Annotated in this window: 20 protein-coding genes and 1 tRNA gene; 9 read left to right on the plus strand and 12 right to left on the minus strand. The window is 59.7% G+C overall.

Going from position 1 to position 25,434, the window contains the following annotated elements:
- Positions 1-113: 113 nt before the first annotated feature.
- The 3 genes from DFR37_RS17075 to DFR37_RS17085 all read right to left on the minus strand — a co-directional run bounded on the left by DFR37_RS17075 (position 114) and on the right by DFR37_RS17085 (position 3,285).
- Positions 114-1,307, minus strand: coding sequence for a quaternary amine ABC transporter ATP-binding protein (locus DFR37_RS17075; protein ID WP_113934441.1), 1,194 nt, complete (start codon positions 1,305-1,307; stop codon positions 114-116).
- Positions 1,304-2,161: an ABC transporter permease gene (locus tag DFR37_RS17080; RefSeq protein WP_021205021.1), complete on the minus strand. Its 858-nt coding sequence runs from the start codon at positions 2,159-2,161 to the stop codon at positions 1,304-1,306. The genes DFR37_RS17075 and DFR37_RS17080 overlap by 4 nt, the downstream gene beginning before the upstream one ends.
- 128 nt (positions 2,162-2,289) lie before the next feature.
- Positions 2,290-3,285 (minus strand): ABC transporter substrate-binding protein, encoded by a 996-nt coding sequence (locus DFR37_RS17085; RefSeq protein WP_113934442.1) that lies wholly within the window; start codon positions 3,283-3,285, stop codon positions 2,290-2,292.
- 946 nt (positions 3,286-4,231) lie between these two features.
- Here DFR37_RS17085 and DFR37_RS17090 point away from each other — a divergent pair.
- Positions 4,232-5,119 (plus strand): LysR family transcriptional regulator, encoded by an 888-nt coding sequence (locus tag DFR37_RS17090; RefSeq protein WP_113934443.1) that lies wholly within the window; start codon positions 4,232-4,234, stop codon positions 5,117-5,119.
- A gap of 14 nt (positions 5,120-5,133) precedes the next feature.
- On the opposite strand, the gene DFR37_RS17095 is transcribed toward DFR37_RS17090, so the two are convergent.
- Positions 5,134-5,427, minus strand: coding sequence for a helix-turn-helix domain-containing protein (locus DFR37_RS17095; protein ID WP_079278805.1), 294 nt, complete (start codon positions 5,425-5,427; stop codon positions 5,134-5,136).
- A gap of 123 nt (positions 5,428-5,550) precedes the next feature.
- Between DFR37_RS17095 and DFR37_RS17100 the strand changes: the two genes are divergently transcribed.
- Positions 5,551-6,192 carry a substrate-binding domain-containing protein gene (locus DFR37_RS17100; RefSeq protein ID WP_113934444.1) on the plus strand — a complete coding sequence of 214 codons (642 nt, stop codon included), beginning with the start codon at positions 5,551-5,553 and terminating at the stop codon, positions 6,190-6,192.
- 49 nt (positions 6,193-6,241) lie between these two features.
- Here DFR37_RS17100 and DFR37_RS17105 read toward each other — a convergent pair whose 3' ends face one another.
- Positions 6,242-8,194: a tyrosine-type recombinase/integrase gene (locus tag DFR37_RS17105; RefSeq protein ID WP_113934445.1), complete on the minus strand. Its 1,953-nt coding sequence runs from the start codon at positions 8,192-8,194 to the stop codon at positions 6,242-6,244.
- A 225-nt stretch (positions 8,195-8,419) separates the two neighbouring features.
- Positions 8,420-8,495 (minus strand) — tRNA-Gly (locus DFR37_RS17110).
- A 322-nt stretch (positions 8,496-8,817) separates the two neighbouring features.
- Between DFR37_RS17110 and murB the strand changes: the two genes are divergently transcribed.
- On the plus strand, positions 8,818-9,837 hold the full coding sequence (gene murB / locus DFR37_RS17115) for a UDP-N-acetylmuramate dehydrogenase (RefSeq protein ID WP_379881409.1): 1,020 nt from the start codon (positions 8,818-8,820) through the stop codon (positions 9,835-9,837).
- Between the two features lie 77 nt (positions 9,838-9,914).
- Here murB and dapB read toward each other — a convergent pair whose 3' ends face one another.
- Both dapB and DFR37_RS17125 read right to left on the minus strand, forming a co-directional pair.
- Positions 9,915-10,706: a 4-hydroxy-tetrahydrodipicolinate reductase gene (dapB, locus tag DFR37_RS17120; protein WP_113934446.1), complete on the minus strand. Its 792-nt coding sequence runs from the start codon at positions 10,704-10,706 to the stop codon at positions 9,915-9,917.
- A gap of 8 nt (positions 10,707-10,714) precedes the next feature.
- The gene (locus DFR37_RS17125) at positions 10,715-11,254 is read right to left on the minus strand and encodes an outer membrane protein assembly factor BamE (protein WP_242341891.1); all 540 of its coding nucleotides are present in this window, start codon (positions 11,252-11,254) and stop codon (positions 10,715-10,717) included.
- A gap of 145 nt (positions 11,255-11,399) precedes the next feature.
- Between DFR37_RS17125 and fur the strand changes: the two genes are divergently transcribed.
- Positions 11,400-11,825 (plus strand): ferric iron uptake transcriptional regulator, encoded by a 426-nt coding sequence (fur, locus tag DFR37_RS17130; protein ID WP_113934448.1) that lies wholly within the window; start codon positions 11,400-11,402, stop codon positions 11,823-11,825.
- On the opposite strand, the gene recN is transcribed toward fur, so the two are convergent.
- Together recN and DFR37_RS17140 are read right to left on the minus strand one after the other, a co-directional pair.
- Positions 11,822-13,465 (minus strand): DNA repair protein RecN, encoded by a 1,644-nt coding sequence (gene recN / locus DFR37_RS17135; RefSeq protein ID WP_113934449.1) that lies wholly within the window; start codon positions 13,463-13,465, stop codon positions 11,822-11,824. The genes fur and recN overlap by 4 nt on opposite strands.
- A gap of 4 nt (positions 13,466-13,469) precedes the next feature.
- Complete coding sequence (locus tag DFR37_RS17140) at positions 13,470-14,369, minus strand: NAD kinase (RefSeq protein WP_113934450.1); 900 nt, start codon at positions 14,367-14,369, stop codon at positions 13,470-13,472.
- Between the two features lie 197 nt (positions 14,370-14,566).
- Between DFR37_RS17140 and hrcA the strand changes: the two genes are divergently transcribed.
- A complete protein-coding gene (gene hrcA / locus DFR37_RS17145; protein ID WP_113934451.1) occupies positions 14,567-15,577 on the plus strand; it encodes a heat-inducible transcriptional repressor HrcA in 1,011 nt (336 codons plus the stop codon).
- Positions 15,578-15,631: 54 nt separating this feature from the next.
- On the plus strand, positions 15,632-16,696 hold the full coding sequence (gene hemH / locus DFR37_RS17150) for a ferrochelatase (RefSeq protein ID WP_113934496.1): 1,065 nt from the start codon (positions 15,632-15,634) through the stop codon (positions 16,694-16,696).
- Positions 16,697-16,734: 38 nt separating this feature from the next.
- Here hemH and DFR37_RS17155 read toward each other — a convergent pair whose 3' ends face one another.
- Entirely contained in the window at positions 16,735-18,336 is a 1,602-nt protein-coding gene (locus tag DFR37_RS17155) for an EAL domain-containing protein (RefSeq protein WP_113934452.1), read from the minus strand.
- 267 nt (positions 18,337-18,603) lie between these two features.
- Here DFR37_RS17155 and grpE point away from each other — a divergent pair, with 267 nt between their 5' ends.
- The 3 genes from grpE (at position 18,604) to dnaJ (ending at position 22,442) form a co-directional block, all read left to right on the plus strand.
- Entirely contained in the window at positions 18,604-19,179 is a 576-nt protein-coding gene (gene grpE, locus DFR37_RS17160) for a nucleotide exchange factor GrpE (protein WP_113934453.1), read from the plus strand.
- A gap of 116 nt (positions 19,180-19,295) precedes the next feature.
- Complete coding sequence (gene dnaK / locus DFR37_RS17165) at positions 19,296-21,218, plus strand: molecular chaperone DnaK (protein ID WP_113934454.1); 1,923 nt, start codon at positions 19,296-19,298, stop codon at positions 21,216-21,218.
- A 105-nt stretch (positions 21,219-21,323) separates the two neighbouring features.
- A complete protein-coding gene (dnaJ, locus tag DFR37_RS17170; RefSeq protein WP_113934455.1) occupies positions 21,324-22,442 on the plus strand; it encodes a molecular chaperone DnaJ in 1,119 nt (372 codons plus the stop codon).
- Between the two features lie 128 nt (positions 22,443-22,570).
- Here the strand turns inward: dnaJ and DFR37_RS17175 are convergent, their stop codons facing one another.
- Positions 22,571-25,405, minus strand: a complete 2,835-nt coding sequence (locus DFR37_RS17175) for a M16 family metallopeptidase (RefSeq protein ID WP_113934456.1) — start codon at positions 25,403-25,405, stop codon at positions 22,571-22,573.
- Between the last annotated feature and the right edge of the window lie 29 nt (positions 25,406-25,434).

Raw genomic sequence — 25,434 nt, forward strand, 5'->3', positions numbered from 1 at the left:
TCCACGCCACCCGCTGCTGGAGCGAATTCATCAAGCGGGACATCTCATCTCGGGCTGACACCCATTAGCAGTGCACGTATGGGCCGGACTTCGGCAGGTTCAGCCCGCGCGTCTCACCGTGATTCGATGCTGCCGATACCCGGTGTCACCAGCTCCATCACCTTCGCGCGCGACAGCATGCCAATGAACTTGTCGCCATCGCCTGTGACTGCCACGGGCTGGTCACTGGCCACCAGTTGCACCAGCACTTCATCCAAGCCGGCGGTGTCCGGCATTGATGCTAGCTCAACCACTTGTCGCGAGATGTCCCGCTGGCCTTCCTGTTCGGCGGTCAGCGCTGCATCAACCGTTAGAACGCCAGCCAGACGCTTGCCGTCGAGGACGGGGGCAAAAGCGTAGTCCAGCGCGCGCATCTGTTTGATGGCAAGCGCGGGGCGTGTGCGCATGGTCAGCGTCAGGCGCGATGGATTGACCGCGTGCGACGCGCTCAGCACCTTGGTGCGGTTGACGTCCTGCAGGAAGGTCTGTACGTATTCGGTCGCAGGGTTCAGCAAGATGTCTTCTGGCGTGCCTTCCTGGATCAACTCGCCGTCCTTCAGGATCGCGATACGGTTACCCAGGCGCAGGGCCTCGTCCAGGTCGTGGGTGATGAAGACGATGGTTTTGTTCAGCTTGAGCTGCAACTGCAGCAGCTGGTCCTGCATTTCCCGGCGGATCAGCGGGTCCAGCGCCGAGAAGGCCTCGTCCATCAGCAGGATTTCGGCATCGGTGGCCAGCGCGCGCGCCAGCCCGACGCGCTGCTGCATACCGCCGGAAAGCTGGTCCGGGTACTGTTCCTCGAACTCCTTCAGGCCCACTTGGTCCAGCCAGTAGCGCGCCTTGTCCTCGCGCTGGGCGCGCGCCACGCCCTGCACGGCCAGGCCGTAAGCGGCGTTCTCCAGCACAGTGCGGTGCGGGAACAGGCCGAAGCGCTGGAACACCATGCTCATGGTCTTCTGGCGGAACTGTTCCAGTTCGCGCTTGCCCAGGCTGACCACGTCCACCCCGTCGACCACGATCTGGCCGGCGGTGGGCTCGATCAGGCGGTTGAAGTGGCGGATCAGCGTGGACTTGCCCGAGCCCGACAGGCCCATGATGACGTAAATGCTGCCTTCCTCAACGCTCAGGCTGATGTCGCGCAAGCCCAGCGTATGGCGGCTGCGCTTGAGCAGGTCTTCCTTGCTGATATCCGAGCGCGCGGCCTCCAACCACTTGGCTGGATGCGGGCCGAATATCTTGTAGATGTTCTTGACTTCGATCTTGCTCATCGCTTGCCTCCCTGGCGCACGCGCTGTCCATAGGATTGGGTGATGCGGTCGAACAGCACGGCCAGCACTACGATGCCCAGGCCGGCCAGCAGGCCGCGCCCGACCTCCAGGCGATTGATGCCCAGCAGCACCTCGTAGCCCAGGCCGCGCGCGCCTATCATGGAGGCGATGACGACCATGGAGAGCGCCATCATGGTGGTCTGGTTGATGCCGGCCATGATGTTGGGCAGCGCCAGCGGCAGTTGCACGCCGAACAACTGCTGGCGCGAGTTGGCGCCAAAGGCGCGGGACGCCTCCAGCACTTCCTGGTCGACCAGGCGTATGCCCAGGTCGGTCAGGCGGATCAGCGGCGGCACCGCGTAGATGACGGTGGCGATGATGGCCGGGATCTTGCCCAGGCCGAACAGCATGACCACCGGGATCAGGTAGACGAAGCTGGGCATGGTCTGCATGACGTCCAGCACCGGCATCATGATGCTGCGCAGCCAGTTGATGCGCGCCATCAGGATGCCCAGCGGAATGCCGATGATGACGGACAGCACCACCGCCATGATCATGAGCGCCAACGTCTGCATGCCGGCGTCCCACAGGCCCAGCAGGCCGACCACGCAAAGCAGCGAGCCCATGGCGACGCTCAGGCCGATGCGTCGGCTGACCAGCCAGGCGATGGCCACGACCGCCAGCACCACCGCCCACCAGGGCGAACTGCGGAGGACTTGTTCAAGCCAGACCAGGATGTGCAGGAAAGGCTTGGACAAGGCTTCCAGGGTGTCGGCGTAATCGGTGACCAAGGAATCGACGAAACCGTCGATGGCGCGACGCAGCTCGCGCGGGGGGATCAATTCAGGAAACATGGCGTAGCACCATCAGGATTGGTGCCCAGGCGCGCCGACGCGGGGGCGCGTCGGGTTCATTTCAAGGCACGGGAGGCTTGCCGCCGGCCATGGCGCGGCGCGCCAGACCTGGCGGCGGGGCAAGCCGATCAGAGAGCGTCCTGCACTCGGGCCGCCACGTCGGCGGGCACCCATTGCTTCCACAGGTCGCCCTGGTTCTCCAGGAACCATTGCGCCACGTCGTCGGCGTCGTCGCCGGTTTCTTCCAGGTGGGCCAGGGTCTGGTCCATCACCGGCAGTGGCACGGCCACCTTGGAGAAGAATGCCGTCAGTTGCGGCGCGTCCTGGACGAATTGGGCGTTGAGCGCCGTGAACACCGGATTCTCGGGGTAGGCGCTGGGCTCGGGGTTGGCGCACTTGGGCGCCGTCAGGCACTCGTGCTTGGCCGCGTCGTAGGGCGGCAATTCCAGCTTCACCAGGTCCAGGGCGCCCACCAGCGGCGTCGGATACCAATAGTAGAAAACGATATCCTGTTTACGCTTGTAGGCGGAGGTCAGCGCCGCCTTCTGCGCCGCGCCGGTGCCCGGCGAGTACAGCGTGAAGCTGTCTTTCAGCCCCAGCGCGCGATACAGGTTGGAACTGACGACCTCGCAGCCCCAGCCGGCCGGGCAACCGTAGAAACGGCCCTTACCGGGCTCTTCCGGATCGGCGAAATGTTTCTTGAACTTGGGCAGGTCGGCCGCCGACTTCAGCTCGGGCAGGCGCTCGGCGGTGTAGCGGGGAATGAACCAGCCCTCGCCCCCCAGGTACAGCTCGCCCACGCGCTTGACCTTGCCGGTGGCTTCGGCGCGCTTCCAGGGCTCCGCAACGGAGTTGAGCCAGATCTCGGTGTTCACGTCCAGGTCGCCGCGCTCCAGCGCGGCCAGGGCCGGCAGGGTCTCGGTGGGCAGCACCTCGGTCTTGCAGCCGTAGCCGTTTTCGAGGATGAAGCGCTGCACCTCCACCAGCACCAGGTTGGATTCCCAGCTAGCGCCGCTGAAGTTAACAGGTCGACTCACTTCGCAGGCTGGTGCGGCCTGAGGGCTGCTGGCGCAAGCGAAGAAAATGGCTGTCAGGGCTGCCAACTTAAAGGCGGGATAACGCATGGATTTTTTAGCCTTCACAAGGTTTAACGAAGAAGACCATTGCCGGAAAAATTTGAATCCTGCCTTGTACGTAAGCAGATAATCTTCGGCGCATTTCTAATCGATGCGATAAATAACTAAGATTCAAATTTCATACCCAAAAATTCACTCCGCAGACTGCCGTCGCCTTACCCGCGGACCGAGGATTCTTGAAAGGCAGGATTTTTCTTCGTGATGAATGGCAAAATAGCCACACCTCAAACAAGCATCGAGGCCTTGCAAATTATCCGCCCCCGCAAAGTCGACTTACATAAATTCTAAGTAAATTTCCAACCACCCGTTCGGGCTTACCGCCAAGTAGCCGCTTCGCTAGGCAAGCACTTGACGCTTGCAGGAACCGGAGCGTCAAAGTCACGAAGAATTTACGGCAAATTTACGACAGAGACCTCGTGCATGGGATATGGTTAAAAAATTTTAAGCTGGCAAATAAAATGCTTTCCGCAATAGGAAGACGCAACTTCAAATACTGTTTTAGTGTTCTCATTCAACGCACTAATTCGATTTTTCCGAAAATTGGAGACAAGACGTGAAAAGCAGTTTGCCTGAACATCAGTGCGTGGCGGTCAGCAACAATAAAAAGGAGGCAATAGCGTTAGCGGGAAATTGGAAACTGTTTTGGCGCTGATTTAGGGCCAAGAAAATGGTGGCAGACCATTTCCGGTTTTTCCCACCGCCGCGGAAGACTTAATGCAATTCAAAGTCGCTGAACGGGGATATATGTCCAATCCGACTCATATCGCCGGTAGCTCTTCCTCTTCGCGCTTGCGGTCCGACAGATGCAGCGAAGAACTCAATGCAGGCAGCATGCTGTTCTTTCAGATGACCTGCACTCATCACTTGGCTCGAAGTTACCAAGGCCGTCTGAAGATATGTGGCCCGATGTGCTTGAGATTAGGAAATAAGGTACATGGAACTACGCCATCTTCGTTGCTTTGTCGCATTGGCCGAGGAATTGCACTTCACACGAGCTGCTGAGCGCCTACATATCGAGCAGCCGCCATTGTCGCGAGCGATCAAAGAGCTGGAAGACGAACTGGGGGTTGTGCTCTTTGATCGGGATCGAAGAGGTACGCGCCTAACAGCAGCCGGCGCTGCATTCTTGCAAGATACTCGCCGACTATTCACGGTCTTGGAACAAGCGCAAGAGAATGCCAGGGCCATCGCAGCGGGTAGGCGGGGCAGCCTGCGCATCGCCGTATCCGATGGAGCTCTCGATCCCCGACTGTCAGCATTCTTGGCTCGCTGCCGTGTGGAAGAGCCGGAAATGGAGATACGTATGTGCGAAGTGCCCTTGGCCGAACAGTTGCGCGGGCTTCGGTCGGGCGACTTTACGATCGGTCTCGCGCACACCGATGAAGTCAGCGATGGCATTGTCGCCGTGCCAATCTGGCGAGATCCAATTGTGATCGCTTTGCCCGCACTACATGAGTTGCTTGCCCATAAGGAGATTCCACTACATAAACTGGGAGGCCATCCACTTGTGTTGTGCGATCCGCGGATATGCGAGGGTTACTGCCGCGAGCTGACTCGACTCCTGGGGCCAGTGGGGAATCAGAATGTTGTTGAACACGTGTCCTCGCTGGACATGATGCTGACTCTGGTGGGGGCAGGTTACGGCGTCGGCTTTATCTCTGCAACCAAGATTCCGGTCAGCCAACGCCAGGATGTGGTGATCCGCCCCCTGGCTGTGAAATCAGCAGTAATCACTACTTACCTACTCCGATCAGCAAGTAGTGACTTGACTGCTTCATTGGAGCGTTTTATTTCCCGACTGCGTGAGGGTTTCGACGATTGACTGAAATAATTTTCTCAAGAATCAGCGCTTAAACTCAGATTGTGTTCGGTTGCGGCCATAAGCTCGGCCGCACTTATTCCAAGTGCTGTAGAAATTTTCAGTATGAGCGGAAGCGTAGGTACATGTTCTCCACGTTCAATTTTTCCCATATGCGAGCGTGCAATGCCTGCCCTAGAAGCGAACTCATCCTGCGCGACGCCTTGCGCGACGCGAGCCGCGCGCACGGCCTGTCCGAATGCCAATGCTGGCTTGGAGTCATACGTGGTTGTGCCAGACGGACGTCCAGGCTGAATAGTGGTCTTCTGCATCGGCAGAAGGGTCGATCAAACTGCGAAAATTAACCACGTTAAGTTTGGAGACGTTAAACTTCTCTCTTTCCCATCATGCTAGCTCGCACTCGACCTGCCTAGCCTCTCTTCTGCGCGGCGCTTATGCACAGCATCACCAGCCGAACATCCCGCCTCCGGCTTGCCATCGCGCCGGGTGTGCCGTCGTTTCAGCTCTCCAAGTTGCTGGCCCTGCAGCGCGCAGAAGAGCCAAACGTCAGGCTCACGTTTTCTGCGGTAACAGGTGACGAATTGGTCGCGGGAATTCAGGACGGTCGCTACGACGCAGGAATGTCGCTTCAGGGGGCCAGCGACCCAGGCCTCAAGACGCAACCTTTGTGGGCCGAGAGCATGGCTGTCGCCGTGCCGCCGCGGTTCCATTTACTCGACAGGGCAAAGCTCACCGTCGCCGGTCTTCAAGACTACCCGATCTATCGCTGGCAGGCCGAGGACTGTCCTCTGCTGGATGGAAGGCTGGCCTCCCTCATGCCGTTGGACGAGGAGAACATCCAGCGGGTGACTTCATTCGAGATGCTGGCGCTATGGGTTGCGGCCGGCTATGGCATCGGGGTATCTGCGCAATCGCGCATCGAGCGTGCCCACGGCTGGGGTATCACCATGCGACCTCTCGCCGACGGCCCCTATGAAATCGTGACCTACCTGCAGCGACGCCACGCGCAAACCGACTCCGCTTCGGAGCGGTTCGAGCGCAGAGCGATGCAAGTCGCCGGGGCCGAAGCCACGTAATAACATCCCTACGGCCGGAGCTATGACCCCGGCCGTAGTTTGAAGGGGGTTAGGCCCCCTCAAGTACTGCCGCGCTGTCCACCAGCCGACGGACGCTCAGCCGCACATCCTCGGGAATGGGCCGCAAGGCAACGGCCTCGGGCCCATCCTCGTGGCGCTGGTAGTCACCCATGATGACGCGGATGATCGCGGGCACGTTGGTCGGCGTGACCGCATCGATAGCCGCACGATCACCCAGGTCGGGGTGAGGCTGGGTCAGCATGCGGTACAGCTCCCACGAATCCGCGTGCACGCATTGGTTCATGAGCACTTGGGCCAGCTTGTGCTTGAGCGGTACCAGTTGCCAGTCGGGAACCCGCTGCCCCCGGTTGCCCAGGCTGATCGACAGGAGCTTGCCCGCCTTCAGCTCGCGGTTGATCTGGTCCTTGGACTTGCCGGCCAGCTTGCCGAACAGTGGGACCGGCAGATTGTTCGGCGACTCGTAGATGGCCAGCATTTCCTCGCGCTCGCGCTGGATGGCTGACACTTCCGGTTCCGGGGCATGCACCGGCGGCGGCGGCACCTGCGACAGCCGCTGGAACGTGATTCCGCCGCTGTTGGGGGTCACGACGATGGGCGTGGCCACCACGGGCGGCACGCCGGGGACAGCGGGCTCGGCCGCCGTGGGGGCGGCACCCACCGCACCCAGCGCTTCCTCCACTTCCGCCATCGCCGGCACGCCGTCGATGCGGATGGTCAGGTGCGCACTCGCGGCTTCCACTTCGCCCTGTTCAAGCAGGTCGAGGCGATCGGCCCAGTCCTGCATCATCCGGCGGCGGGGCTCCACGTACTTGGCGTGGTTGTAGGCCGAGCTGACCTTGTTCGGATCGGAGTGCGAAAGCTGTGCGTCCACCCAAATCTTCGGGTAGCCGATCTCGTTGAGCGCCGTCGAGATGGTGCCGCGGATGCCATGGCCGGTCAGGCGTCCCTCATACCCCATGAGCTGCACGGCCTTGTTGAGGGTGTTCTCGCTGATGCGCCTCTTGAGTTCGCTGCGATGCGACAGCAGGTACTTCTGCGCCGGCCGCATCACGCCCAGGAGATAGCGCACGATCTCGATGGCCTGCAGGGACAGGGGCACGATGTAGGGCGGCACGTCCTGCGGCCGCTTGCCGGCCTTGCGCATTTCGTCCTGGAGCTGCTTGACGACCTGCGGCGGGATGATCCACAAGCCGCGGTCGAGGTCGAATTGCTCAGGTTCGGCCAGCCGCAACTCGCCCGTGCGCACCCCCGTCAGGAACAGCAGACGGACGCCAAGCTGGGTCTGCCAGCCACGGGGGTTGTAGAGCCGGAGCTTCTGAAGGAACTCGGGCAGCTCGGGCAGGTGCAAATAGGGGTTGTGGGCCACCGGGGGCTTGGGCTCCGCCACCACGTCCAGGTCCGCGGCCGGGTTGACTTCCAGCCCCTCTGCAATGACCAAGGCATAGCGGAACATCTGGTTGAACCAGGTGCGGACCTTCTCGGCGGTGGTGAACGCCTTGCGCTTCTCGATGGCCGCCACGACGCCCACGAGTTGAGGCCGACGAATGTCGTAGATCGACATCTTTCCCAGGGTGGGCAGTACGTCCTTGTTGAAGATGCGCAGGATCTGCGAAAGCGTGCTTTGACGGCCTTCCTTGAGTTCCTTGCGGCGATGCTCGACCCAGGCATCGAAGACGTTCTTGAAGGTGTATTCGCCTGCCAGCCTGGCCGCGTGCCGGCGCTGGTCACGTTCGATTTGGGGATCGACCCCCCTGGCGAGCAGGGCCTGGGCCTTGTCGCGCTCGGCGCGGGCCTCGCGCAGGCTGAGGGCGGGATAGCCGCCGAGGGACAAGCGCTTCTGTTTGCCCAGCCAGTAGTAGCGGAAAATCCACGACTTGCCGCCTGCGGCAGAGACCATCAGGCCCAGGCAGTCGTTGTCGGAGAGGGTGTAGCGCTTGCCGGTGGTCCTTGCCTGCCGGACGGTCAGATCAGAGAGTGCCATTTCGAGGCTCCTAAGTTATGACTTAGGCCTATGCTCGTCATGGTTCCCGCTCAGCCCCAGCAACTATCCGGTAGCCGTCCCAACCGCATTCTTGTGCCTCAATTGGTCACTCAAAAACGGTAGCTGTGGGTGGATTTCCGTGGCGCTCGCTGGAATGAAAAAAGGGGCCGAAGCCCCTCTTTTCAACGACTTACAGACGTCAGTAGAAGTCTGTAGATCATAACTTGGAGCGGGAGACGAGTCTCGAACTCGCGACCTCAACCTTGGCAAGGTTGCGCTCTACCAACTGAGCTACTCCCGCATTTTTACTTGGTATTCTTTGTAAGGTTTGATGCCGGCCTTTACAGCCAGTTTTGCCACCGTTTCCAAAGAAGCTTCGCAGTATATATTAATTTTTTTCGCTGTGCAAATTGGCCTGGGGCTATTTGCTTGAAACCGTTTTCCGGGATGCTGTTTAAAGCAATGCGCCTGAATCAAAGCCCGGCGCAGATGTCTTAAAAGCCGTATCGGTTACAGCGCTAAAAATTAAAGTAATATCTAGCAAAGACAAAGATCATAGCACAAAAAATGGCCATGTTGTGCCCGCCGCGGTTTTGCCATTATTTATTTTTACGGATTCTGTTTTGCTGCATGTAATTTCACAAGACCTGTCTTCTTTCAATACCTTGGGGCTGCGCTCGAACGCGTCCGCCCTGGTGCGTTACGAGCACGCGGGCCAGTTGCCCGCGCTGTCGCAGCTGGCGCAAACGTACAAGAAGGTCTTCGTGCTTGGCGGCGGCAGCAATGTTGTGCTGGCGCCCGATTTAAGCGCGCTGGTCGTCAAAGTAGAGTCGCGCGGGGTTCGGCTGGTGGCCGAGTCCAGCGACGCCTGGCTGGTCGAGGCGCAAGCGGGGGAGAACTGGCACGAGTTTGTCGGTTCTTGCGTCGACAAGGGCTGGTTGGGGCTTGAAAACCTGGCATTGATTCCCGGCACGGTGGGCGCTGCGCCGGTGCAGAACATCGGCGCGTACGGCGTTGAGCTGGAACAGCGTATTCAAAGCGTGACAGCCTGGAATTTGCAAGAGTGCCGTTTGGTCGAAATGAATGCCGAGGCTTGCCGCTTTTCCTATCGCGACAGCTTTTTCAAGCACGAACCCATGGGCCGCTGGCTGATTACGGCCGTGCGTTTTCGTTTGCCCAAAGCATGGAAAGCGGTTTTGGGGTATCCCGATTTGCGCCAGCACGCGATATTGGCGGCGGCAGGCGAGAACGCGACGGCCAGGCAAGTGTTCGACGCGGTATGCGAAATTCGGCGCCGCAAGTTGCCCGATCCCGCGGTATTGGGCAATGCTGGCAGTTTCTTCAAGAATCCGGTCGTCAGCCCGGCTCGCTACGAAGCATTGCACAAGGCGCACGAGCAGCTTGTGGCTTATCCTCAAGACAACGGCGACTACAAGCTGGCGGCGGGCTGGCTTATTGACCAGGCCGGCTGGAAGGGCCGTCGCATGGGCCCGGTTGGGGTGCACGACAGGCAAGCCCTGGTGCTTGTGAACCATGGCGGCGCCACCGCACAGGACATTGCACAACTGGCCCAGACCATCCGGGTCGATGTGGCGGCCCGGTTCGATGTTGTGCTGGAACAAGAGCCGGTTGCTATTGCATAGCGTTAAAACATGATCAAAGCAACAACGCGCCCTAGGGCGCGTTGTTGCTTTGTGGCTGCGAAGACTTGGCTGGATGCTCAGGTCGACAGCACGTCCTGCATGTCGAACAAGCCGAATTCTTTGCGCGCCAGATAGCGCACGGCGCGCAGGCTGCCTTGAGCGTAGGTGGCCCGGCTGCTGGCCCGGTGGGTGATTTCGATGCGTTCGCCGGTGCCGCAGAAATACACGGTGTGGTCGCCGACAATGTCGCCGCCGCGTACAACCGAAAAACCGATATGGCCGGTTTCGCGCGCGCCGGTTTCGCCGTGGCGAGCCCAGTCGGCAACGTCGTCCAGCTTTTTGCCCCAGGCATGGGCAATGGTCTCGCCCATGGCCAGGGCTGTGCCGGACGGGGCGTCGACTTTGTTGCGATGATGGGCTTCGAAGACTTCGGCGTCGTAGCCGCTGTTAAGCAGCTTGGCGGCGATGTCCAGCAGCTTGAGCGTGGCGTTTACGCCGACGCTCATGTTGGGTGCGAAGACTATGGCAACTTTCTGGCTGGCGGCCTGTATGGCCTGCTTGCCTTGCTCGCCCAGCCCAGTGGTGCCGATGACGCATTTGACGCCGTGCTTGACGCAGGCGGCCAGGTGCGCCAGCGCCCCTTCGGGGCGGGTGAAGTCGATCAGGCAGTCGGCCTGGGCCAGGGCGTCCAGGTTGTCGGTAATGAGCACGCCGGTGTCTTGGCCCAGAAACGCGCCGGCGTCTTGCCCGATGCAGGGCGAGCCGGCGCGGTCAAGCGCGACGGTGAAAGACAGGTCGGCGGTTTCGAGAACCGCTTCGATAAGCATCCGGCCCATCCGGCCGTCGGCTCCAGCTATGGCAATACGCATTATTTCCTCTAGCGCAAGGGTTGGGGGGAGGTTTCGTTGGGAGGTGTGGCATTGCCGGTTCCGGCGGCATTGATTTCGACGCCTGTCCGGTTATCGGGCGCCGCTGGCTGTTCGGTTGCGGGGGCTTCTTTGTCGTTGCCGGCGGAGGCGGGCGCGGCGGCGCCGTTGTCTATTTTCTGGAAGGGCTGGCGGTCGGGCTGTTTGTCGCCTTCCCAGCGGGCAAGCGCATCGCCTTCGAACCAGACGGTAAATTGCCGTTCCTCTTCTTTACCGTAGCCCGGTTTGTTATAGTAAGTGTAATCCCAGCGGTTAGTGCGGAAGATGTCTTGCAAGGCGGGGGTGCCAAGAATGAAGCGTACCTGTTCGCGCGTCATGCCTTTTTCAAGGCGGGCGACCTGCTCGGAAGTAATCCAGCTACCTTGCTGGACATCCGCCTTGTATGGAAACCCCCATTTGGTGCCGCCGCACGCCGACAAAGCCAGCGCCAGGGCGCCAACGGCCACGCCGGCGCGAAGTTTAAGTAGTAATGGTGTTGCAGTTGTCAGCACGAGGCGCCCCTGTTATTCCGATTGGATAAAACCGTTATGATAATGGTTTAAGAATAAACGCATAATAGCGTTAGAACGAGCCGGGTGTCAGGCCTAATGCCCGATCCTGTGCGTAGTCCACCATCTGCCAGAGATTATTGTATCCATGAACGATCAAAATGAACTGAAAAATATGGGTTTGAAGGCGACTTTCCCGCGCCTGAAAATCCTGGACATTTTTCGTAAAGCCGATCATCGCCATCAAAGCGCCGAGGACGTGTACCGCGCCCTTATCAACGAGGACGTCGATATAGGCCTGGCCACGGTTTATCGTGTCCTGACGCAGTTCGAGCAGGCTGGCATTTTGGCGCGCAGCCAATTCGACGGCGGTAAAGCGGTATTCGAACTGAACGACGGCGACCATCACGACCACCTGATTTGCACGCATTGCAATAAAGTGGTCGAGTTCACCGATCACGACATTGAAAAACGCCAGCACAAAATAGCCAAGGACCAGGGCTTTGCCCTTGAAAGCCACACCATGATGCTTTACGGCATCTGCGGCGACTGCCAGGCCAAGACAATGCGTTAAACGGCCAGCATTTCTTTCGCGTGCTGGCGGGTGGTCTCGGTAATGGTCAGCCCGCCCAGCATGCGGGCGACTTCATCGATGCGGCCTTGTTCGTCAAGCGCTTCGATGTGCGACAACGTTGTCCCCTTGGACATCGATTTTTTCACTTCGTAATGATGCGCCCCGCAGGCCGCCACTTGGGGCAGGTGGGTTACGCAAAGCACCTGGTGGCGCTGCCCAAGTTCCTTCAGCAGACGGCCTACCACTTCGGCAACTGCGCCTCCTACCCCTGAGTCCACTTCATCGAATATAAGCGTGGGTACGCGCGCCGCCTGGCTGGCGATTACCGACAAGGCCAGCGACAGGCGCGCCAATTCGCCGCCCGACGCAACCTTGGCCAAAGGCCTGGGGCGCGTGCCGGCATGGCCCGCGACGAGGAACTCGACCGCTTCGCCGCCTTGGGCCGAAGGCGGGCAGGCAGAGAGTTCGACCTGGAAGCTGCCGCCCTGCATGGCCAGCGTTTGCATGGCTTCGGTGACTTGGCCTGATAGCTTGCGGGCCGTTTTTTTGCGTGCGGCGCCAAGTTGCCCGGCCAGCTTTTGATATTGGGCCTGGGCCTGTTCGGCTTCTTTTTGCAAGGCGTCCAGGTCGGCGGCGGCGCCGTTTTCGGCCAGCCGCTGTTGCAAGGTTTGCTGCAGGGGGATGAGTTCGGAGGGCTCGACGCGGAACTTGCGCGCGGTATCGAACAGGGCCGATAGGCGCTGTTCGGCCTGGGCCAGGCGTTCGGGGTCGAGGTCGAGTTTGTCCAGGTAGCTGTTCAGGTCGGACGCCGCTTCAGAGGCGCCGATACGCGCGGATTCAATGGCCTGGCAAATGCTTGAAAGCCGCGCATCGTGGCGCACCAGCGGCGCAAGCTGATGCGCCGCGGCGTTAAGGTAGTGCAGGGCCGAGCTTTCGTCGTTGTCGAGCGCCGCGAGTGCTTGCGCAGCGCCGTCAAGCAAGGACTGGGCGTGCGCCAGGCGGCTGTGGTCGTTGTTAAGAGCGTCCCATTCGCCTTCGTGCAGGCCCAGGCGGTCCAGTTCGAGCGCCTGCCGTTCAAGCTGCTCGCGCTCTTCTTTGAGGGCGGCTTCGTTGCGTTGGGCTTGTGCAAGCGCTTTGTCGGCCTGCTGCCAGTGGTGCCAGGCCTGCTGGACTTGCCGTGCGAGTGACGTATTGCCGCCTTGGGCGTCAAGCAGGTCGCGCTGGCTGGACGTCTTGAGCAGGCTTTGATGCGCATGCTGGCCATGGATGTCGACCAGGTGTTCGCCCAGTTCGCGCAGTTGGCCCAGGGTGACGGGAAGCCCATTGATAAATGCTTTGCTGCGCCCTTGGGCGTCGATGACGCGCCTGAGCACCAGGGCGTCGTCGGCGTCGATTGCCTGCTCGTTCAGCCAGCCGGCAAGGCTGGGCGGGGCGTCGAAGACGGCACTGATGTCGGTGCGCGCGGCTCCGTCGCGGATGGCGCCGGCATCGCCCCGCGCGCCCAGCGCCAATGACAGCGCGTCGATAAGTATGGATTTGCCCGCGCCGGTTTCGCCCGAGAAAACGGTGAAGCCGGCATCGAAGGAAATTTCGGCCATATCGACAATGACGAAGTCGCGGATGTGCAGGGTGCGCAGCATAGGGTTATTCGGTTTCGTCTGTGAGTTGCGGCATGTGGTTCCATTGCAGCTTGCGCCGCAGGGTGGAAAAGAAACTATAGCCGACAGGGTGGATGAACTTGGCGGTATGCTGGGCGCGGCGCACGTCGATGCGGTCGCCGGGCTGGCAGTCGGACCAGGTTTGCATGTCGAAGTGCACGCTGGCGCCGGATTCGACCCGGCCCAGCGCGGTGATGGTCATGCTTAGCAGGCCACTGTCGGGAATGACGATAGGCCTGTTCGATAGCGTTTGCGGCGCGACCGGAACCAACAATATGCCGTTTAACCGCGGATGCAGGATGGGGCCGTTGGCCGACAGGGCGTATGCGGTAGAGCCGGTGGGCGTTGAAATGATAAGGCCGTCGGCGCGCTGGCTGTACATGAACGAGCCGTCCAGCTCGACGCGCAGTTCGATCATGCCGCCGCGCCCGGCGCGGTTGATGACGACGTCATTGAGCGCGATGCCCGAGAACAGCGTTTCGTCGCCGCGCATGATGCGGCCTTCAAGCAGGATGCGTTCTTCGATTTCGTAGTTGCCGTGGATGACGCTGGTAAGTGCGTCGGTGGCGTTGTGCAGGGGAATGTCGGTAATGAAGCCGAGCCGGCCGTGGTTGATGCCGATAAGTGGGACTTTGTCGGGGGCGAGCGTGCGCGCCGCCCCAAGCATGGTGCCGTCGCCGCCCATGATGACGGCCAGGTCGGCTTGCCTGCCTATTTCGTTATAGTCGCCAATGCGATATTCGGTTAGCCCCGTGTTTTTCGCTGTTTCGGCTTCGATAAGAACTGTGCTTCCCGCCGCCTGTATGGTTTGGGCGAGATTGCGCAAGGGGGCGTCCAGGCCGCTGTCCTGGTACCTGCCAATAAGCGCGACAGTTTTAAAATGCATTGGAAACCCTGCTAATGTGAGAATGTTCTGCAATATACCGGCGTGTTGCGTTTTGCGTGGCGGCAATGCGGACCCCGTGCCGGTTTATACAGACAATTCTTCGGTTTTTTGAAGATAAATTGATTATATGTTCCCGCGGGCGTTTATGGATGTACGTAAAACAACCCGTTTTTTGCTGGATTGCGTAATATATCGATATGGATGACCGAGCCAAAGCACTTTTAAAAGCCCTGATAGAGCGTTATATAGCGGACGGACAGCCCGTGGGCTCTCGTACGCTATCCAAAATCTTCGATCTTTCGCCGGCGACCATACGCAACGTCATGGCCGACCTCGAAGAGCTGGGCCTTATTCACAGCCCGCATGCTTCTGCCGGCCGAGTACCGACGCCCAAAGGGTATCGCCTGTTTGTCGACAGGCTGCTGGCGGTCCGCAAGTTTGAAGTCTTGCGGCCCAGCGAAATCCTTGAAATGCTGCCCGCTGCCGAGCCCAGCCGGGCCGTCAGCGCGGCCGCCGCCTTATTGTCCAACTTGTCGCAGTTTGCCGGCGTGGTGCTGGCCCCCAAGCGCGCGCAGGTATTTCGGCAAATAGAATTTATCCGCCTGTCCGAAAAGCGCGTGCTGCTGATTATCGTCACGCCCGACGGCGACGTGCAAAACCGTATTCTGTTTGTACAGCGCGACTACCTTGAGCAAGAGTTGCTGGAAGCCAGTAATTTTTTCAATCACCATTTTGCCGGCATGTCGTTCGAAGAAGTCAGGGTAGCCATTGCCGACGAGCTCTCTTCGCTGCAAGCCGATATTTCGCGCTTGATGCAGGCCGCCGTCGAGGCTGGCACGTCTACCGTAGGTACCGACGAATCCGTGGTGATTTCGGGCGAAAGCAAACTGCTCGATATTTCCGAGATCGCCTCCGACATGGACCGCTTGCGCCGCATGTTTTCGTTGTTCGAGAAAAAAACCGACCTGCTTCAGTTGCTCGACGTATCAAGCCGGGCGCAAGGGGTGCAAATCTATATTGGCGGCGATTCCCAACTGGTCCCCATGGAAGATGTCTCGGTCATTACCGCGCCCTATGGCGTCGATGGCAAGATAGTCGGCACCTTGGGCGTAATTGGTCCAACCCGCATGGCGTACGAGCGGGTCATTCCGATTGTCGACATCACTTCCCGCTTGTTGTCCAACGCGTTAAGCCATAATCAGTCTTGATCGCCAACACGTAAAGCCCCGTTCTTCAGGGATCATCCCGGTCTTATGGTTTTTATGCCGAATATATTTTTGCCGCGTTTTTTGTCCGAGTCTCCCGATCCGCATGCCCTCGAACCCGATCCCCCTTTGCGTGCGGCGGGTCCGGTGGGTGTGCTGCTGGTCAACCTGGGAACTCCCGACCAGCCCAGCGCGGGTGCCATAAAGCGCTATCTGGGCGAGTTCCTGTCCGATTCCCGGGTTATCGAGCTGCCGCAGTGGCTTTGGCAAATTATTTTGCGGGGCGTTATTTTGAACCTGCGTCCGCGCAAGCTGGCGCCGCGCTACAAGGAAATCTGGCTGGAGCAGGGCTCGCCGCTGCTGGTCTATAGCCAGGCCCAGGGACGCGCTTTGCAGGAAGTCTTGCGGGGCGGCGGCGATAATGTACGGGTCGAAGTCGGAATGCGCTACGGCAATCCCTCCATCTCCGATGCCTTGGGCCGGCTGCGCAGCCAGGGCTGCGAGCGCATCGTGGTGTTGCCCATGTATCCTCAGTACGCGGCCAGCACGACGGCCACTGCGGTGGACGCGGTGGCCGCCAGCGCGGCGCGCATGCGCAATCAGCCGGAACTGCGTTTTATCAAGCGCTACAACACTGACCCTACCTATATCGATGCCTTGGCTCGCAAGGTGCGCCAGTTCTGGGCCGACCACGGCAAGCCGCAACGCCTCTTGTTGAGCTTCCATGGCTTGCCGCGCACAACGGTAGAGCAGGGCGACCCCTATCACCGCGATTGCATGGAAACCGTGCAGGCCTTGCGCCAGCGTTTGGGCGATGACGCCGACCGCGTCCACGTATCGTTTCAAAGCCGTTTTGGCGCGCAGCGCTGGCTTGAGCCCTACACAGAACCCACACTGAAAGAATGGGCCGCGCAAGGCATCACCGACGTTGACGTCATGTGCCCGGGGTTCCTGGCCGATTGCCTGGAAACACTGGAAGAAATCCAGATGCAGTGCCGCGATGCATTCCTGGCCAGCGGCGGCAAGCAGTTTCGCTATATTCCCTGCTTGAACGACGACGCGTTCTGGGCCGAGGGCCTGGCGGCGCTGGTCCGGCGCAATATCAGCGGTTGGGAGTCTTGACGCGGGCGGGGTTCGGCTTGCTGCGCTTTGGCGCCTGATCAAGTACAGGCCTGGGCCTGGCTTGTTTTTTCGCGCAGGAAGGCAAGAAAGGGTTTGATTTTCATCGGCCGGGCAAGTGCATAGCCTTGCCCGAATTGCACGCCCAGGTCGGCCAGAAGTTGTACTTGTTCGAGTTTTTCTATGCCTTCGGCAACGATCATGGCATCGACCGCGCGGGCAATGCTGACGATTTCGGGGATAAGGTTGGAGCGTATCGTCGCCTCTTCCAGTTCGAAGACCAGCGACTTATCGATTTTCAGTACGTTGGGCGACAGGTTGGTCACCGACTTCAGGTTTGAGTAGCCCGTGCCGAAATCGTCGATGGCGATCAGGAATCCTTGTTCCTTGAAGGCTTTGACCTCGCGCGCCAATTCGCTGGACAAGCTGTGTTCGGTAATTTCAATGCATATCTGGATGTCTTTGCGGACCGTCTCTTGCGAGGCGAACTGTGTGGATAATTTTTCGTAGTCGATGCTTGCGGGAAAGTAATTCAAGGCAACGTGGAACGGTTCGGGCTGGACCGGCAGCAGGCTGGACAGCTCGCGCATGGCTTTCCTGGTTACGGCATAGTCCAGGGGCTTGGTCAGTCCGGCCGCAAGCAAGGTGGGGATGAGTTGGTCGGGCATCCAGATAGTGTTTTCTTCTTTGAGGCGCATCAAGACTTCGCAGCCTATGGGCTTGCCCGATGCCAGATCGAAGATGGGCTGATACAGCAGCACCAGGTGTTCTTCGCGGCATAAAAAGCGCACGCGATGTTGTACCGCGCCTAATCGCGTGACATAGGGGGCAAGAGTGCCGGCCGCCAATGCGGCAATCACGACGCTGCCCATCAGCAGCGCGGCCAGCAGCAGCTCATTGTCCTGGATGATTGCGCCTGCACGGCGCTGTGTTTGCAGGACAAGGTCTATGTCGGGCGCGGACGTGATCAGTTCGTATCCCAGGCCCTGGCGATGCGTGGCGGTGCCGCTGGCCCGGGCGGCGCGTTCGCGCATGTGCATGAGGGTGTCGGCCTTGGCGGAGATCGGCCGCAGCAATTCCAGGCTGGTGGCGCCGCGCAGCCATACGGCGTCGGCGCTGGAATAGACATCTTCGGTAATGTGCGGGCTGACCACTGCATTGAAGCCGCCTTGCTGAAGAATGGTGGCGTTGACCTTTTTATTGGCCATTTGCAGCGGCACGTCAACCAGGATTTTTATCCCCGACAACGATGTCGATGCCGGGTAGTTGCCTTTGACCGGGTGGGGAAGCCGGCCCACCGCCGACGAACAGACCAGCCGGTCGTCGGCGTCCAGTATCCCGATTTCCCGTAGAAAGCGGGATTGCAGCAGATGCGTATTCAAGTGGACCAGGCTGATGTGGCCGCAATCCAGATTGCCGTGGGTAGCCAGATGCTGCAGCAGGTCGGCGCTTTCGGCCAATACGGCCTGCATGGTCTGTATGGCGTTTTCGTGTTTTTCGCTTGTGCGGGCTTCGTCCAGCCACCATATGCTTGTTGCGCTGGCCAGGGCCAGCAAGGCCGCTATCAGCAGCCCCGCGCCAAAGGTAAATGCCTTGGGCGACTTGGCAATTTTTAACAGCAGCCAGTATTGTGGATGTTTCAAGCGGCATTCCTTGATGGACGGCTACGGGTACTTCGCGGGCGTGGCAAGAAACGAATGTTTCATTTTGTCATGTTTTCGCTGGCAAAGGGCGACATAAGCATAATTTCACAGGTTTATGTCCCTGGGCCCGGCCGGGGCCGGATCGCGGGCCCAAGACAGGGTTGCCCTCAGGGCAGCTTCAGCGCTGTGTGGTGCGCCCGGGTCTTGAAACGGAGACAATCGCCCCCATTTTCTTAGGATCACGATTATTTGAAGTGGAGATTCCCTATGTCGTCGTCGGATCAACCTATTGATTCAAAAAAAGAAAACCAGCCTTTGGATACTTCGGAGCAGCTCGAGGTCAATGAGCCGGGCCAAGAGTCGGGGGCGGATGCGCAAGAGGATCTGGCAAGTTTGCTGAAAGAGGCGCAGGACCAGGTGGCTCAATATCACGAAGAGCTTTTACGCGCCAAGGCCGAAGTCGAAAATATCCGCCGGCGCTCTCAGGAAGACGTTTCCAAGGCCCGCAAGTTCGGCACGGAGTCGTTTGCGGAAAGCCTGGTGCCGGTCAAGGACAGTCTTGAGGCGGCGCTGGCCCTGGCGGACCAGACCCCGGAGGCCTGGCGCGCCGGCGTCGAGGCAACGCTGAAGCAATTGGTCGGCGCATTCGAGCGCAACCTGCTCAAGGAAGTCGCGCCTGCGCCTGGCGAAAAGTTCGATCCTCATGTGCACCAGGCTATTTCGGCGCTTCCGTCCGAATTGCCGGAAGGCGCGGTCGTACAAATGCTGCAAAAAGGCTACACCATCGCCGAGCGCGTGTTGCGCCCGGCGCTGGTCACCGTTTCGTCGGGCCAGTCGGCCTGATCGGGGCGATCTGCTTGATAAAAGTATGCCGAGCGGGCTTGAAAGTGTCTGACCCGCCCCCATTTATCAAGCATCCGCTTATTTCATTATTCAAGAATTTCTCGAGGTTATAGATCATGGGCAAAATTATCGGTATCGACCTTGGCACAACAAACAGCTGTGTATCCGTCCTGGAAGGCGGCAAGGTCAAGATCATTGAAAACTCCGAAGGCGCGCGCACCACGCCCTCCGTTGTAGCCTACATGGGCGACGGCGAAGTCCTGGTCGGCGCACCCGCCAAACGCCAGGCCGTGACGAATCCGACCAATACTCTGTATGCGGTCAAGCGTCTTATCGGACGCAAGTTCGACGAAAAGGCCGTGCAAAAAGACATCCACCTGATGCCTTACAAAATCATCAAGGCCGACAACGGCGACGCCTGGGTCGCAGCGCAAGATAAACAGCTTGCACCTCCCCAGGTCTCGGCCGATGTGCTGCGCAAGATGAAGAAAACCGCCGAAGACTATCTGGGCGAAGAAGTGACCGAAGCTGTCATTACGGTGCCCGCCTACTTCAACGACACCCAGCGCCAGGCAACCAAAGACGCCGGCCGCATTGCCGGCCTTGAAGTCAAGCGCATCATCAACGAGCCGACAGCGGCAGCGCTGGCCTTCGGCATGGACAAGGCTGAAAAAGGCGATCGCAAGATTGCCGTTTATGACCTGGGCGGCGGTACTTTCGATATTTCCATCATCGAAATTGCCGATGTCGACGGTGAAAAGCAATTTGAAGTGCTGTCCACCAACGGCGACACCTTCCTGGGCGGCGAAGACTTCGACCAGCGCATCATCGACTACATCATTGGCGAGTTCAAGAAGGAAAGCGGCGTCGATCTCTCGAAAGACGTGCTGGCCTTGCAGCGCCTGAAAGAATCGGCTGAAAAGGCCAAGATCGAGCTGTCCTCGACCCAGCAAACCGAGATCAACCTGCCGTACATCACGGCCGATGCCTCGGGCCCCAAGCACCTGAATCTGAAGATTACGCGTGCCAAGCTGGAAGCTCTGGTCGAAGAGCTGATCGAGCGCACCATCGAGCCTTGCCGCATCGCGATCAAGGACGCCGGCATCAAGGTTTCCGAAATCGACGACGTCATCCTTGTGGGCGGGATGACCCGCATGCCCAAGGTGCAGGAACAGGTCAAGGAATTGTTCGGCCGCGATCCGCGCAAGGACGTCAACCCCGACGAAGCCGTCGCCGCTGGCGCCGCGATTCAGGGTTCAGTTCTGTCGGGTGACCGCAAGGACGTGCTGCTGCTTGACGTGACGCCTTTGTCCCTGGGCATTGAAACCCTGGGCGGCGTCATGACCAAGATGATTCAAAAGAACACGACGATTCCTACGCGTTTCTCGCAAGTGTTCTCGACGGCCGACGACAATCAGCCCGCGGTCACCATCAAGGTGTTCCAGGGCGAACGCGAAATTGCCGCCGGCAACAAGGGCTTGGGCGAGTTCAACCTGGAAGGCATTCCGCCGGCAACTCGCGGTACGCCGCAAATTGAAGTGACGTTCGACATCGACGCCAACGGTATCTTGCATGTGTCGGCCAAAGACAAGGGCACGGGCAAAGAAAACAAGATCACCATCAAGGCCAACTCCGGCCTGACGGACGAAGAGATCGAGCGCATGGTCAAGGACGCCGAGGCCAATGCCGAGGACGACCACCGCGTAGCCGAGCTGGCGCTGGCCCGCAACCAGGCCGACAGCCTGGTGCATTCCACGCGCAAATCGCTGGAAGAATACGGCGACAAGCTTGAAGCTTCCGAGAAGGAGTCAATCGAAGCCGCCATCAAGGACCTCGAGGACACCCTCAAGGAAGGCGATAAGGCTGCCATCGATGCCAAGGTTGAAGCGCTTTCCACGGCTTCGCAAAAGCTCGGCGAAAAAATGTACGCCGACATGCAGGCCCAGGCAGCGGCCCAGCAAGGCGCTCAGGCGTCCGCCGAGCCCGCCGACGACAATGTCGTCGACGCCGACTTCAAGGAAGTCAAACGCGACCAGTAAGGTTTAATCTTAATGGTTCAGAGCCCGGTTTCTGGCATTTTGCCGGGGATCGGGCGCGTTCTTTTGTGATGTAACGAGTAAGGCGTCACCGACGTTATCAAAACTATGGCAAAACGCGACTTTTATGAGATCCTGGGCGTAGGAAAGAACGCGACCGAGGCAGAAATTAAAAAAGCCTACCGCAAGTTGGCAATGAAGTATCATCCGGACCGCAATCCGGACAGCAAAGAAACAGAAGAGAAGTTCAAGGAAGTCAAAGAAGCCTACGAGATGCTGTCCAACGAAGACAAGCGCGCAGCTTATGATCGTTTCGGACACGCGGGCGTCGATCCCAACGCCGCCGGCGGCGGCATGGGCGGGGCGGGGTTCTCCGATGCCTTCGGCGATATCTTCGGAGAAATCTTCGGGGGTGGACGACGCGGTGGCGGCGGCCCTCAGGTGTATCGCGGCGCCGACCTCAAATACACGCTGGAAATCAGCCTGGAGCAAGCCGCTCATGGCTTCGATACCGAAATCCGTGTTCCCAGCTGGGAAAACTGCGACACCTGCCACGGCTCGGGCGCCAAGCCGGGCACCAAGCCCCGCACCTGCCAGACCTGCGGGGGCAATGGCGCCGTGCGCATGCAGCAGGGCTTTTTCAGCGTGCAGCAAACCTGCCCGACCTGCCATGGCACGGGCAAGGAAATTACCGATCCGTGTACCGTTTGCGACGGCGTGGGCCGCATCCGCAAGAACAAGACCCTGCAAGTCAAGATTCCCGCGGGCATCGATGACGGCATGCGCATACGTTCTTCGGGCAATGGCGAACCGGGCGTCAACGGAGGCCCTCCGGGCGATCTGTATGTCGAAATCCACCTTAAGCCGCACGGTATTTTCCAGCGCGACGGCGAAGACCTGCATTGCGAACTGACGATACCGTTCACCACGGCAGCGCTTGGCGGCGAACTGGAAGTTCCCACGCTAAGCGGCAAAGGCGAGATCACGATTCCGGAAGGCACGCAAACCGGCAAGACCTTCCGCTTGCGCGGCAAAGGCATACGCGGCGTGCGCTCCAGCTATCCGGGCGATTTATATTGCCACGTAGCGGTCGAGACCCCGGTGCGCCTGAGCGAAGATCAAAAGAAGATTCTGCGCCAGTTCGAAACCTCGCTGTCGCAAGGCGGTGAAAAACATTCGCCCAAAAGCGAATCCTGGACGGACCGGGTAAAAAGCTTTTTCAGCTGAGTCTAATTAGCTATTGGCGCCCCAGCCCGGCTTCAGGCCGGACTGGGCGCGATACTCTTGCTTCAGCGCCAGTACTTTCGTAAACCACAAAGGACTCCGCCTTCGGGCTGGAGTCCTTTGCATTTTGTTCATTGAATGGCGTTCTCTTCGGTCGCCGGCGCCTCGGCCTTCACAGGGTCCTTCCGCGTGGCGGGTTCTGCCGATGCGGGATGCTCGCCTTTTGCTTTGCTCTTGTCCGCGGCGATGGCTATGCTGAACTTAGTGGGTGCCAGAGTTGCGCGCAGGGCGCTGTTCACGTCTTTGGCGGTCAGCTTGGCCAGTGCCTGGTCTATGTGTTCCGACCATTCGAAGCTGCGGCCCAATTGCATGTAATTGATCCACGCCGATGCCAGCACGCCATCCCGGGTGCGCGTCAGTTTGCGCAGCTTCAGCATCGACTCCACCCCCATCTTGACTTCGTCTTCGGTAAATCCGTCACGTACCGCCCGGGCCAGTTCTTCTTGCATGGCGTCCAGCAGGCGCTGTTGGTTTTCCGGGGCATAGATGGCGTAGGCGGACCAAGTGGCCGTTGGCTCGTAAGAAGAGGCATCGAAATCGCTGCTGACGGTATACGAGAGCCCTTCCTTGACCCGGATCCGGTTCCACAAGCGCGAGGTCTGCGAGCCGCCCAGCAAGTAGTTGGCGACGACCAGCGCGGGATAGCGCGGATCGGTATCCTGTATTTCAAGAGGCAGGCTGGCCAGGTACACGGCATTGGCCTTGTCGGGCGTGTCGATGTCGAAGCGCTTGGGCGCCAGCGCGCGGTACGGGTCGGGGACGCGGGTGTAGGCAGGCGCTGTCTTCCAGCCGGCCAGGCCCTTGCTTAGCGCTGCTTTTACGGCGTCGGGGGCGAAGGCGCCCACGGCGGAAAACGCCACAGTTCCGGCGCCGTAATAGCTACTGTGGAACTTGACCAGGTCGTCGCGTGTCAGCGCCGCAATATCCTTGAGGGTCTCTTCAAAGGAGGGCGTGTAACGCACGTCGTCGCGCGTCCAGGGGTTGTCGTAGCGGGCCAGCGCGCGGGACGCCAGCGCTTCGGGCTTGGTCATGGCGCTTTCGGTGGACGAAATTGCTTGGCGCTTGAACTCGGCCAGCTCGTTCTCTGGAAAGTTGGCATTGCGAAGCAGGGTCAAGGTAAGCTCCACCAGTTCTGGCAGGTTCTGGCTGGTGGTCGACAGATTGGCGATGACTACCCCGGCATGGCCGCTGAAGTTTAGGTCGGCCTGCAGGGAATCGAGCTTGTCCTGGATGGCTTGTCGCGATAACTTCGGCGTGCCGCGGTCCAGCATGGCCGCTGTGGCTTCGGCGTTGACGCGCTGTCCTTTGAGCCCTTGGGCATTGCTGAACTGAACCAGCAGGTTGGCCTGTACGCGATCTCCGCGGGTAGGCTTGGGCAAAAGTGCCAGTTGAACCTTGCCGTTGGGCAATGACAAGGGCGTGCGCGAGGTGGCGGCGTCGATGTTGGCCGGTGTCGGTTCGAAAGCCGCAACTGTATCGGGCGTCGTTTTCCCTTGGTAGTCCTTGAGTTCGGCGGCAAGGTCCACGGGGGCAGGCAGGGGGGCGCGCAGCGGCTTTTCGGTGGGGATATACATGCCGTCGGTACGGTTGCTGGCAACAAGGTATTCCTGGCTGACTTTCTGAACCTGGGCCAGCGTGGCTTTTTCCATTTGGTCGCGCTGCACAAAAAACAAGCGCCAATCCCCCGCGGCGACAGCCGACGACAACGCTGAAGTCAGGCTCACCGGGTCGGCATAGGTGTTGGCCCACAGCGTGCGCCATTTGTTTTTTATGCGGTCCAGCTCGGCCTGGGTGAAAGGTTGCCGGGGCAGACTGTTCAGCGTTTCATTCAGGGCTTGCAAGGCCTTGGCCTGATCCATGCCCGAATCCAGCTGGGCTCCGAACAGGGCGACGCCGGGTTGCTTCATGGTACGCGAGAAGCCGAAAACGCTGGTCGCCAGCTTTTTGTCGACCAGCGCGTGATAGAGGCGGCCCGACGGTGTGTCGCTGATGATGTCCAGGCCCAGGTCGAAAGGCACGTAGTCGGGGCTGGCCGCTTGCGGAATATGGAACATGGCGGCAACAAGAGGGCTGCCGCCATGGCGCCGCACGACAATCTTGTGTTCGCCGTCCTGTACGGGTTCGACGGTGTATTCCGGCGGCAGCGCACGCTGCGGCTTGGGTATCTTGCCGAAAGCCCGGGCAATGACGTCTAGCGTGGAAGCCGGCTCGAACTTGCCTGAAACGATAAGCACGGCATTGTCGGGTTGGTAGTACAGATGGTAGAACTGGCGCAACTGGCCTATGTCCACGTTTTCAACGTCCGAGCGCGCGCCGATGGTGTCTTTGCCGTAGCTGTGCCACAAATAAGCGGCCGCCTGCATTTTTTGCAGCAAAATCTTGAAGGGATTGTTTTCGCCCGACTCCATTTCGTTGCGCACCACAGTCATTTCCGAGTCCAGGTCCTGTTTGGAGATAAGCGAATTGACCATGGCGTCGGCCTGCCAGTTTACATACCATTCCAGCGTTTCCGGGTCGGCGGCAAAGCTGGCAAAGTAATTGGTGCGGTCTTCGTTGGTAGAGCCATTGGCCCGCAGTCCGCGCTTGGAAAATTCGGCCCATGGGTCGCGCAACGTGGGCGAACCCCGAAACAGCATGTGTTCCAGCAAGTGCGCCATGCCGGTTTGCCCCCGGTTTTCCTGCCGCGAGCCGACCAGATACGTCATGTTGACGATGGTGGTCGGCTTGGAATCGTCGGGCGTCAACAGCACCGTCAGCCCGTTTGCCAGCGTGTATTGCGTCGTGCCTTCGATAGACGGGCCTTGCGTGACGTTTGGAGGCAGGTTCAGGGCATGGGCGCCCGCCACGAAACTGCTGGCAAGCACGATGGCGGCAATATTGACTATTCGGATCAAAGACAAGCGCATTGCGATTCCTGGCAAGTGGGTACAGACGG

This window comes from Eoetvoesiella caeni (assembly GCF_003315175.1).
In the GTDB taxonomy this organism is placed as follows: Bacteria; Pseudomonadota; Gammaproteobacteria; order Burkholderiales; family Burkholderiaceae_B; genus Eoetvoesia; species Eoetvoesia caeni.

Excerpts from the sequence above, each read along its gene's own strand:
- DFR37_RS17105 (WP_113934445.1), bottom strand. The coding sequence starts at position 8,194 with ATGGCACTCTCTGATCTGACCGTCCGGCAGGCAAGGACCACCGGCAAG.
- DFR37_RS17090 (WP_113934443.1), top strand. The coding sequence starts at position 4,232 with ATGGAACTACGCCATCTTCGTTGCTTTGTCGCATTGGCCGAGGAATTG.
- dnaJ (WP_113934455.1), top strand. The coding sequence starts at position 21,324 with ATGGCAAAACGCGACTTTTATGAGATCCTGGGCGTAGGAAAGAACGCG.
- DFR37_RS17140 (WP_113934450.1), bottom strand. The coding sequence starts at position 14,369 with ATGCATTTTAAAACTGTCGCGCTTATTGGCAGGTACCAGGACAGCGGC.
- DFR37_RS17075 (WP_113934441.1), bottom strand. The coding sequence starts at position 1,307 with ATGAGCAAGATCGAAGTCAAGAACATCTACAAGATATTCGGCCCGCAT.
- DFR37_RS17175 (WP_113934456.1), bottom strand. The coding sequence starts at position 25,405 with ATGCGCTTGTCTTTGATCCGAATAGTCAATATTGCCGCCATCGTGCTT.
- DFR37_RS17100 (WP_113934444.1), top strand. The coding sequence starts at position 5,551 with ATGCACAGCATCACCAGCCGAACATCCCGCCTCCGGCTTGCCATCGCG.
- recN (WP_113934449.1), bottom strand. The coding sequence starts at position 13,465 with ATGCTGCGCACCCTGCACATCCGCGACTTCGTCATTGTCGATATGGCC.
- DFR37_RS17095 (WP_079278805.1), bottom strand. The coding sequence starts at position 5,427 with ATGCAGAAGACCACTATTCAGCCTGGACGTCCGTCTGGCACAACCACG.
- fur (WP_113934448.1), top strand. The coding sequence starts at position 11,400 with ATGAACGATCAAAATGAACTGAAAAATATGGGTTTGAAGGCGACTTTC.
- DFR37_RS17080 (WP_021205021.1), bottom strand. The coding sequence starts at position 2,161 with ATGTTTCCTGAATTGATCCCCCCGCGCGAGCTGCGTCGCGCCATCGAC.
- DFR37_RS17085 (WP_113934442.1), bottom strand. The coding sequence starts at position 3,285 with ATGCGTTATCCCGCCTTTAAGTTGGCAGCCCTGACAGCCATTTTCTTC.
- grpE (WP_113934453.1), top strand. The coding sequence starts at position 18,604 with ATGTCGTCGTCGGATCAACCTATTGATTCAAAAAAAGAAAACCAGCCT.
- dapB (WP_113934446.1), bottom strand. The coding sequence starts at position 10,706 with ATGCGTATTGCCATAGCTGGAGCCGACGGCCGGATGGGCCGGATGCTT.
- hemH (WP_113934496.1), top strand. The coding sequence starts at position 15,632 with ATGCCGAATATATTTTTGCCGCGTTTTTTGTCCGAGTCTCCCGATCCG.
- dnaK (WP_113934454.1), top strand. The coding sequence starts at position 19,296 with ATGGGCAAAATTATCGGTATCGACCTTGGCACAACAAACAGCTGTGTA.
- hrcA (WP_113934451.1), top strand. The coding sequence starts at position 14,567 with ATGGATGACCGAGCCAAAGCACTTTTAAAAGCCCTGATAGAGCGTTAT.